Source organism: Parafilimonas sp., assembly GCF_051953455.1.
Classification (GTDB): domain Bacteria; phylum Bacteroidota; class Bacteroidia; order Chitinophagales; family Chitinophagaceae; genus Parafilimonas.
Window position 1 is genome coordinate 39,193 of sequence record NZ_JBQCIT010000049.1, and the last position, 9,574, is coordinate 48,766.

A 9,574-nucleotide genomic window follows, 5' to 3' on the forward strand; every position below is an offset into this window, starting at 1 on the left:
GACTATTCGTTGTTAACAGATTTATTCCGTTCTTAAACTTTTTACCGGGTTGGCATTTGCAGCTCTGATGGCACGATAGCTAACGGTAAACAATGCGATTAAAAATGAAACAACAACCGCCAGTACAAATATGCCAAAGCTGATATTTATCCTGTACACAAAACCCTGCAGCCAGTTATTCATAAAATACCATGCAACCGGCGCGGCTACGGCAAAAGCAACAGCAATAAGCCATACATATTCTTTTGAAAACAGGTAAACAATATTGGCAACACCGGCGCCCAACACTTTGCGTATGCCCACTTCTTTCGTTTTCTGCACTGCCATAAAAGAAACCAAGCCATACAAACCTAAGCACGAAATAAAAATAGCGATGCCTGCGAAAATTTTATACAGCAATGCAAGCCTTGTTTCCTGTGCATAAAACTTTGTAATGGTTTCATCAGTAAAATGGCTCATGAATGCATACTCAGGATATGTTTTTTCCCATATGCTTTTTACCTGCGCAACTGTTTGCGCAATGTTGCCTTTGCGAAGCTTTACTGCCACTTCGTAGTAATTATCTTTCCCGGGAAAAATAGCAAGCACAGGCACGGCATCTCTTAAAGAAGTCGTTTTAAAATCTTTTACTACGCCAGCTATAGGCACCCATTCGCCGCCACCAATGCGTATATCTTTTCCAACGGCTTTTTGTGCATCAGTAATACCAAGCTTTTTCAGCAACGCTTCATTCACTACTACTTCTTTTAAAGTATCGCTTGCTGTAAAATTTTTGCCGGCAATAATGTGCAAACCAAATGTTTTTATATAATCTTCATCACCGTTTTTCAGGTACAAGGGAAAGTCTTTATCTTCTGTATGATTGAATGCAAAATTGGTAGCAGATTTATTGTTAGATGAAGGTTCGTCGCTTGTAAATGAAACACTTTCTACGCCAGGGTTGTGAAGTAACTGCTGTTTTAACGGCTCCATGCGGTAGCGGTGTCCACTGTCAGCATAAGCAGGCAAAATCAGCACGGCATCTTTATCAAATCCAAGGTCTGCATTGCGCACATAATTCATCTGGCTTACCGCAACAATAGTTCCTATAATCAGCATTTGCGAAATGGCAAATTGTGTTACCACTAAAATTCTTCTTAACGACATACCGCCAATACTTGCAGAAGCCATCTTGCTTTTTAATGCCTGCACAGGTTTGTATCGCGATAAAACAATAGCAGGATAAATGCCTGAAAGAATAGTAACGATAACAACTTCAGCTAACAGAAAAAATACAGTTGATGCGTTAACAAGGCTGATATCAGCCGGTACGGTTGCCACGTGCGATAAATATGGCAGCGATAATTTTGCAATAAGCACAGCAATGCAGGTTGATATAACCACCACTATAAACGTTTCACTCATTACCTGTGCAATTAAACGGCTGCGTGTGCTGCCCAACACTTTGCGTATTCCAATTTCTTTGCTTCTGCCAATTGCCTGCGCTGTTGCAAGATTTATATAATTGATGGATGCCATTACAATAATCAGCAGTCCAATTAAGGCAAGCGTTAGTAAGATATTCTTGTTGCTGATGTGGTCGCCGAAAGTTCCGTAATGCCGGTTGAAATGCATATCTTTTAAGGGTTGCAATTCGTAATGCCTGCTACTGCTTAAATCTTTTTCCTTTTGTTTGGTGATGAATGTATTAAGCTGTGCATTTACGGAAGCAACATTGCCTGTTTGCGGTAACACCACATACAACTGGTTATTGCTTCCCAGGCTGCCCCAATTATCTGAATGCCCGTACATGGTTCCATATATTTTAAGCGCATCATACGGCAGGAATGCAATGATGGGAAAATCCGAATTTTCCGGCGCATCTTCTACAACACCCTTTACCTGTAATAAGATGGTGTTATCCAGTTTTAAAAATTTGCCCATCGCATTCTTCCAGTCGCCAAAATATTTATTAGCAAGTGTTCTGTTTAAAATAACAGACGAAGGGTCATTCAAAACATTTTTATTTCCAGCGAGCCAGGTTGTATTAAAAACATCGAAGTAAGAAGGCTTTGTGAAAAGCGCTGTTTTTTCCTGCTCTATAAATTTTTTATCGGATGCGGCAACATCGTTTTTGTTGTTACTTAAAACTGTAAACTGCGGCCAGTCGGCTTCTGTTACAGGAACTGTTTTTGTAAACTGCGGAAAGCTGGCAGTAACCGCATTTATTGCAGGCACTTCCATTCCCGGATTGTGTTCGGTATTACCATCTTTATGGCTTGTATTGGTTACAATGCGATAAATACTGTTATAGTTTTTTTGAAACGTATCATAGCTTAGTTCATACGATACCACCATAAAAATTAACAGCGTTGCCGCAATGCCAATAGTTAGCCCGGAGATATTAATGAAGGAATAAATTTTATTCTTCATTATGCTGCGCCATGCAGTTTTGAAATAATTTTTAAACACGTTGTGCAATTTTTTAAGTTGTACATTTTATATATAAGTAAGCTGTTAGCTTTTACTCATCATTTATAATTCTTCATTCTGTTCTCAAACTCTTCACCGGATTGGCAATGGCTGCTTTTAATGACCGATAACCAACTGTGAGCAATGCTATAACAAACGTTATGGAAATAGCTAAAAGAAAAACACCAAAGCCTATTTGTATTCGATACTTAAAGTCCTGCAAGTATTTGTTCATAAGCAACCAGCCGATGGGAGCAGCTATAGCAAATGCAACTATCAATAAACGGCCGAACTCTTTTCCAAACAACCATAAAATACTTTCAATACGTGCGCCCAATACTTTGCGTACGCCTATCTCTTTTGTTTTCTGTATAGCCATAAACGAAACCAATCCATATAAACCAAGGCAGCCAATTAAAATAGCTATGCCTGCAAAAAATTCAATCAGCTTTAGCATGATGTCGTCGAGCTCATAATACTTCGCAATCTTATCATCTAAAAATTCTTTGTTGTAAACATATTGAGGGTAAACACTGTTCCATGATTTTTCTATGGCTGTAAGCGTCGGTTGCATATTCCGCATATTCATCTTCACTGCAAAATGCTCGCTGTAAGCATAAGATGGAAACATAGCCACAGGGTCTATGTCCGCACGAAATGATTTATCATAAAAGTCTTTTACTACACCAACAACAGGGGCACTAACGCCATCTACTGTTATAATTTTATTGATGATTTCCTGCGGAGATTTTAAGCCAAGTTTTTTAATCATCGTTTCATTTACTATATATTGATTAATAGTATCCGAAGCGTAAATATTCCTGCCTGCAACGAGTTTTAAGTTAAATAAGGAAAGATAATTTTCGTCAATGCCTTTTCCATTGACTGACCATAGCTCGTTTTTTGCTTTATTATCATAACGTATGCCTTTCAAATAACTATGGTTTGAACCTGGCGCTTCCGTGCATAAGCTAACATCCTTAATATTTGGAATTTCTTTCAATTCATTTTTTAATAAGTGCATTTTTAAATTACCGGTGCTGTCGTTGATCGGAACAGGCAGCATAACTATATCATCCTTATCAAAACCCAAATCTGTATTTTTTGAAAAATGCATTTGTGCCGCTATGATAATAGTGCCGATGATTAAGAGTTGAGATATGGCAAACTGTGTGATTACCAACCCTCGACGTAAAGAGAACCCGCCAACATTTTTCTGAGAAAGTTTTCCTTTTAAAGCTGTAATTGGTTTAAAGCCTGATAATATTAACGCCGGGTATGAACCTGAAAGAAAAACAACTACAATGGCTGTAATAGCAATAAATAATAAGAGCGATAAATTATAAACAGGATTAATTGTAAGCTCCGTTTTGAACAGGCTGTTTACAAAAGGTAAACTTAATTCTGCCAAACAAAAAGCGAGTAAAACCGCAAACAGCGTAATCAGCGCTGTTTCTGCAATAAACTGCCGAAACAATTGTTTGCGCATGCTGCCTAACACTTTTCTTATTCCAATTTCTTTACTTCTGTTTAATGCCTGCGCTGTGGCAAGGTTGATGAAGTTGACACAGGCAGTTATTATCAAAAACAATCCTATAAAAGCAGCGGCCCATAAATACTTTTTATCTGCATAACCATCGTAATCAGCATTAAAATGAATATCACTCAATGGCTGCATTTTAAATTTAAAAGCATTTTTGTTTTCTCTGTTTGCGTAATATTTATTCATCAGTTGGGGAAACACTTTTTCAACTGCTGCTGCTGTTATGCCTGGCTTCAACAAAAGAAAAGTGTTGGTTTCACTGCTAAATCCGTCCCAACTGTCATCACTTGCCAGCCAGTCGCTAAATGCTTTTAAAGTTTTATCGCTTACATAAATTTCCTGCGTTCTGTCAGTGTTTAGAGGAATGTCTTTTAATACGCCCGTTATCTTACAATCAGCAATATTATTAATGCGTATCACTTTGCCCATTGCATCTGTATTACCAAAATATTTTTCTGCTAGTTTTTGGGTGATGATGGCTGTGTTCGGTTCAGCAAGTGCTGTTTTTATATTTCCTTCTGCAAGCGGAAAATTAAAAATGTCAAAGAAATCTGAAGTAGTTATAGCAAAGCCATTTTCTTCACTGAATTTTTTGCTTTCATTTTGTGATGATGGAATGGTAACAGATGCCTTCCAGAATACATTTACTCTTGCAACCTTATCAGTAAACGTGTAATCACTGCTCATTGCTTTTGCCAATGGCGAAGGTGTGCCCCGTGAATAAAAAATATTGCCAACATGTATTTCAGTAACGATGCGATAAATCCTGTCTTTATTTTTATTGAACTGGTCAAAGCTTAAATGATAAGAAACAATCGTAAAAATTAATATGCTGCAGGCAATGCCCAATGACAAGCCGACAATATTTAGAGCAGCATAGGTTTTATTGCGTACAAGATTGCGCCACGCGGTTTTGCAATAATTTTTAAACATACAAGTTGATTTAGTGATGAAAGCAGCCTGATTAAAAATCTGCCGATTTCCCATCTGCCGGCAGAAAGTATTTAAAAGCGTAATCCTTCACGAACGGAACTCATCAAGCTAAGCTGTTTCAACGAGTATGCCAATACCAAAACCCTTATTCAGCAAGCATTTCAGGAAAAACAATTTTGGTTATTGTTCGGAAACGAACAGTTTTTGTACGGGTATGAACTTGGTACTGCTGTTCGAATGTCCGGTAAGGTGTTGTGCCGGAAGGCACCATTATAGGCTGTTTAGCCTATTCGCATCATCCTGTATATTTGATTGGAAACAACTGTTTTTTTACATGTTCTCATTATTCATGATTTTAATATAGTATGTCAATGATCAGACATAGTTTATCAATACTTCTTTATAGTATTCTATTGCTCGCTGGCAAAGCATCAGTAGCACAAACAACCACTGAAAAAATAAATAAGTTTCTTCATGAAAAAATGGTGGATGAACAGATTCCCGGGCTTCAGGTGGTTGTTATCAGAGGCAACAAAATAGTATTGTCGGAAGCGATGGGAATGGCAAATGTTGCTTTTTCAGTTCCGGTTACAAAAAATACTTTGTTTTCAATAAACTCCATAGCCAAAGTGTTTACAGGGACCGCAATTATGCAATTGGTTGAGGAAGGTAAAATTGGCATCCAAAAGCCGGTCGGGGATTACCTGGACAGTTTACCGGCAAACTGGCAACCGGTTACGCTCAGGCAATTGCTCGGTCACACTTCCGGTCTTCCTGACATCGAAGATGATTCCACCGGAGGGCTTGTGGGCAACAAGGGGGAAGCCACTGCATGGAAAACAGTTCAAGCAATGCCCATGCAAGCTGAGCCGGGAGACCGGTTCAGTTATAACGCCACTAATTATCTGTTACTGCAAAAAGTAATTGAAAAGTATGGCAAACTTCCTTTCGAACAATTCATCCGGAAATATCAACTAAACCCTGTAGGAATGACGAAAACCATTTTTGGAAATTCTTATGATGTCGAAAAAAATAAAGCCCCGACTTATTGCTACTATTATTTCGATAAAGAGTCGGGGGAATATGTAAAGCGCGATCAACTGCTTGAAACTTATGAAAATTTTCCGAAAATATTCAGGGCTGATGCAGGTATGTTCAGTACAGCAGAGGAAATGGCCCGATGGATTATCGCTCTGCAGGATAACCGGCTTCTCAGGAAAAAAGAAAATATTAAAACAATGTGGGAGCCTGTGAAATTGAACAACGGGAAAATTGAAGGTTTTGGTGATATTTTAAATGGTTATGCACTAGGCTGGCCGGTAGTTGTTCGAAGCAGGCATCCAGCTATTGCCCCAATTGGAGGCGGCCGGGCGGCATTTATGATTTACCCGGAAGATAATTTATCGATTATACTGCTGACTAATCTTAGCGGATGTTCGCCTGAATTAATTATTGATCAAATCGCTGGTATGTATTTTACAAACTAGCTATGCCGATTCTGTTATCAGGTGAGAAATAAACTTAAATCTCAATAGAATAGAGTCATTATCTTTCAGTAGGTCAACGTAGCTCTGCAGAAATGCAGGAAATATCAATCAAAATTGCGGCCTGCATCCCTGGCATATCATCCCAGCAGGCAAGCACTGGTACAGGAATTACAAAGTAGCTGAAACGGTGTTCAAGCATTTGAGATCGCTTGAATTAAAATACTCTCAATCATAAAAGTTAGTTACCATGGATCAATATGAACATGAACAGATGCATCACAGCAAAACGGAGCAGGCTACCATGGACCATTCCAAAATGGATCATGCCAAAATGCAACACGATCACGGCGCCATCCCCATGGGTATGCCGGGGCATGACCATCATAAAATGATGATACAGGATTTCCGGAAACGGTTCTGGATTTCCACTCTCATTACCATTCCAATCCTCGTTTTCTCTCCTATGATCCAGGATTTCTTTGGATACACCTTGCTCCTTCCGGGCAATTCTATTTTCTTTTTGCCTTTTCATCCATCATTTACTTTTGGGGAGGGTGGCCTTTCCTGAAGGGTTTTTATAATGAACTCAAATCGAAAGGCCCCGGCATGATGACGCTGATTGCAATGGCGATATCGGTAGCCTATTTTTATAGCACAGCTACGGTATTTGGATTGAAGGGTGTTGACTTTTTCTGGGAGTTGGCCACGCTTATTGATATCATGTTGCTGGGTCACTGGCTGGAGATGAAGTCCGTATTGGGAGCATCCAAAGCATTACAACTGCTGGTAAGCATGATGCCAGCAGAAGCCCATCGGGTGAAAGCCGACGGGCAGGTAGAAGAGGTAAAACTCGAAGTGCTGGAAAAAAATGATATCATATTGATCAAGCCGGGTGAAAAAGTGCCTGCCGACAGCATCATTGTGGAAGGAAGCAGCTACTTGAATGAATCCATGCTGACAGGCGAGTCAAAACCCATAAAAAAAGAAAAAGGGAATAAAGTAATTGGCGGGTCTGTAAACGGCAATGGTTCGCTGAAGGTACAGGTAGAACATACCGGCAAAGACAGCTACCTGAACAAGGTAATCAAATTGGTGGAGGAAGCCCAGAAAGCCAAATCGAAGATGCAAAACCTGTCGGACCGGGCTGCTAAATGGCTTACCTATATTGCCTTATTGATTGGCTTCGGAACACTGGCGGTATGGTTAATTGCAGGCCAGCCCTTTGTATTTGCACTGGAACGGATGGTAACAGTAATGGTCATTGCATGCCCGCATGCACTGGGTCTGGCTATACCGTTAGTCGTTGCCATTTCTACGGCGGTGTCTGCACAAAACGGTTTGCTGATACGCAACCGTACCGCATTTGAAGAATCACGAAAAATAACAGCGCTTCTGTTCGATAAAACCGGAACACTTACAACCGGCGTGTTTGGGGTTAACCGGTTTGAGGCTATTGATCCAACTTTCACAAAAGAAGAAGTACTGCGGCTGGCCAGCGCTTTAGAGCAAACTTCCGAGCATCCCATAGCGGTTGGTATTATTCAAAAAGTAAAAGAACTGAACATCAAGGTTCCCCGGGCCGATCAGTTCAATGCCATTACCGGGAAGGGTGTGGAGGCCGAAGTAGAAGGGAAAAATGTAAAAGTGGTGAGCCCCGGTTATTTAAAAGAAAAAAATATTTTACTCCCCACGGATGCTGTTTCCAGCAAAGCAGAAACCGTTGTCTTTGTACTGGTGAATGAAAAGGTAACGGGGTTTATTGCTTTGGCAGATACCGTAAGACCGGAAAGTAAAGTGGCTATTGAAATGTTTAAGCGTAATGGTGTTAAAACCTATATGGTTACCGGCGATAACAAAATAGTGGGCGAAGCGGTAAGTAAAGAATTGGGACTGGACGGCTTTTATGCCGAAGTACTGCCACACCAGAAAGTAGAAATCGTTAAACAGTTGCAGGACAAAAAGGAATTTGTTGCGATGACCGGCGATGGTGTAAATGATGCGCCTGCACTGGCGCAGGCGGATGTTGGAATCGCAGTTGGTTCGGGTACGGATGTGGCAGCCGAAACCGCCGACATTATTTTGGTAAACAGTAACCCGAAAGATATTGCCAATCTTATTCTTTTTGGTAAGGCTACTTATACCAAAATGATCCAGAACCTCGTGTGGGCTACCGGATATAATACAATAGCCATTCCCTTAGCAGCGGGGGTTTTATATTCATCAGGATTTGTATTAGGCCCGGCGGTAGGCGCCGTATTTATGAGCCTGAGCACGATCATTGTAGCAATGAACGCACAACTTTTAAAAAGGAAGATCGGGAATAAATAACCGTCTATCCAAAAGGCACACACGGGTGAAGTAACAGCCATCCTGTTCAGCTTATTTGTTATTAGGACAGGCTACGGGGTGTTGCTGTGCTTGCATTTTTTGCCGAAAGGCTTGCCTTAAAAAGTGGGGGGTTGATCAAAAGGCGATCAATTTTCATATTTGGGGCGCTTACCAGTATTTACCCGTTTTTTCAACTGGTTTTTGCCTTGATGTGGGGTAAATTATCCGACCGCCTGGGAAATCGGATTTTTATAGCAAAAGGATTGTTTGGATTTATAGTGATACAGGTGTTGATTGATCTGTCCACTTCTTAAATCAGGTTTTATGTCGCACGGATAGTGAGGGAATATTTTCTTCAGCTGTCATTCCTGTAAAGTTTATAATCGGGAACATGCACCTTCCTACTATCATTAAAGGTTTTATCTAATGTGCCTGGCTGAGCAAATGCGCATGTCGCAGTGAAACTTAATAACGTTAATAGGAATGGCAGTCGGGTTTTAATGTTACGGTGGTTTTGGGAAACCCAAAGCCATGTTCCTTCCGTTGTCTTTATCCATTGGCTTTGCCATGATCGTTTCTTATACCGCGGCGCAAACGCTGGTGCCGGTTATATCAAACTGGATGCTAAAAGCAGAAAAATTTCAATATCAGCATACAACAATTGACCATGCGCATGCAGGCCTGGCGCTGGATGAAAAAGAGGTTGATGAAGTAGTAATGCACACGGAAGAAGATACGAAGCATGCATCTGAAAACAATTTCTTCCAGCGTCTGAAAATGCGGCTGGTAAACAGTTTGCAGCGATGGATGCCTAACAGAAAACCCATCGTTA

The 9,574-nt window shown here is 40.4% G+C and carries 6 protein-coding genes; 4 read left to right on the forward strand and 2 right to left on the reverse strand.

Annotation, left to right across the window (positions count from 1 at the left end; translation table 11 throughout):
* Nucleotides 1-21: 21 nt before the first annotated feature.
* Nucleotides 22-2,412, reverse strand: coding sequence for an ABC transporter permease (locus ACTHN6_RS17590; RefSeq protein ID WP_440437090.1), 2,391 nt, complete (start codon nt 2,410-2,412; stop codon nt 22-24).
* Between the two features lie 112 nt (nt 2,413-2,524).
* Nucleotides 2,525-4,927 (reverse strand): ABC transporter permease, encoded by a 2,403-nt coding sequence (locus ACTHN6_RS17595; protein ID WP_440437091.1) that lies wholly within the window; start codon nt 4,925-4,927, stop codon nt 2,525-2,527.
* Nucleotides 4,928-5,292: 365 nt separating this feature from the next.
* Between ACTHN6_RS17595 and ACTHN6_RS17600 the strand changes: the two genes are divergently transcribed.
* The 4 genes from ACTHN6_RS17600 to ACTHN6_RS17615 form a co-directional block, all read left to right on the forward strand.
* On the forward strand, nt 5,293-6,414 hold the full coding sequence (locus tag ACTHN6_RS17600; protein ID WP_440437092.1) for a serine hydrolase domain-containing protein: 1,122 nt from the start codon (nt 5,293-5,295) through the stop codon (nt 6,412-6,414).
* A 247-nt stretch (nt 6,415-6,661) separates the two neighbouring features.
* Nucleotides 6,662-6,982 carry a hypothetical protein gene (locus ACTHN6_RS17605; protein ID WP_440437093.1) on the forward strand — a complete coding sequence of 107 codons (321 nt, stop codon included), beginning with the start codon at nt 6,662-6,664 and terminating at the stop codon, nt 6,980-6,982.
* A gap of 38 nt (nt 6,983-7,020) precedes the next feature.
* Entirely contained in the window at nt 7,021-8,742 is a 1,722-nt protein-coding gene (locus ACTHN6_RS17610) for a heavy metal translocating P-type ATPase (RefSeq protein WP_440437094.1), read from the forward strand.
* 531 nt (nt 8,743-9,273) lie between these two features.
* A partial coding sequence (locus ACTHN6_RS17615; RefSeq protein ID WP_440437095.1) for a hypothetical protein occupies nt 9,274-9,574 on the forward strand: 301 nt, incomplete at its 3' end.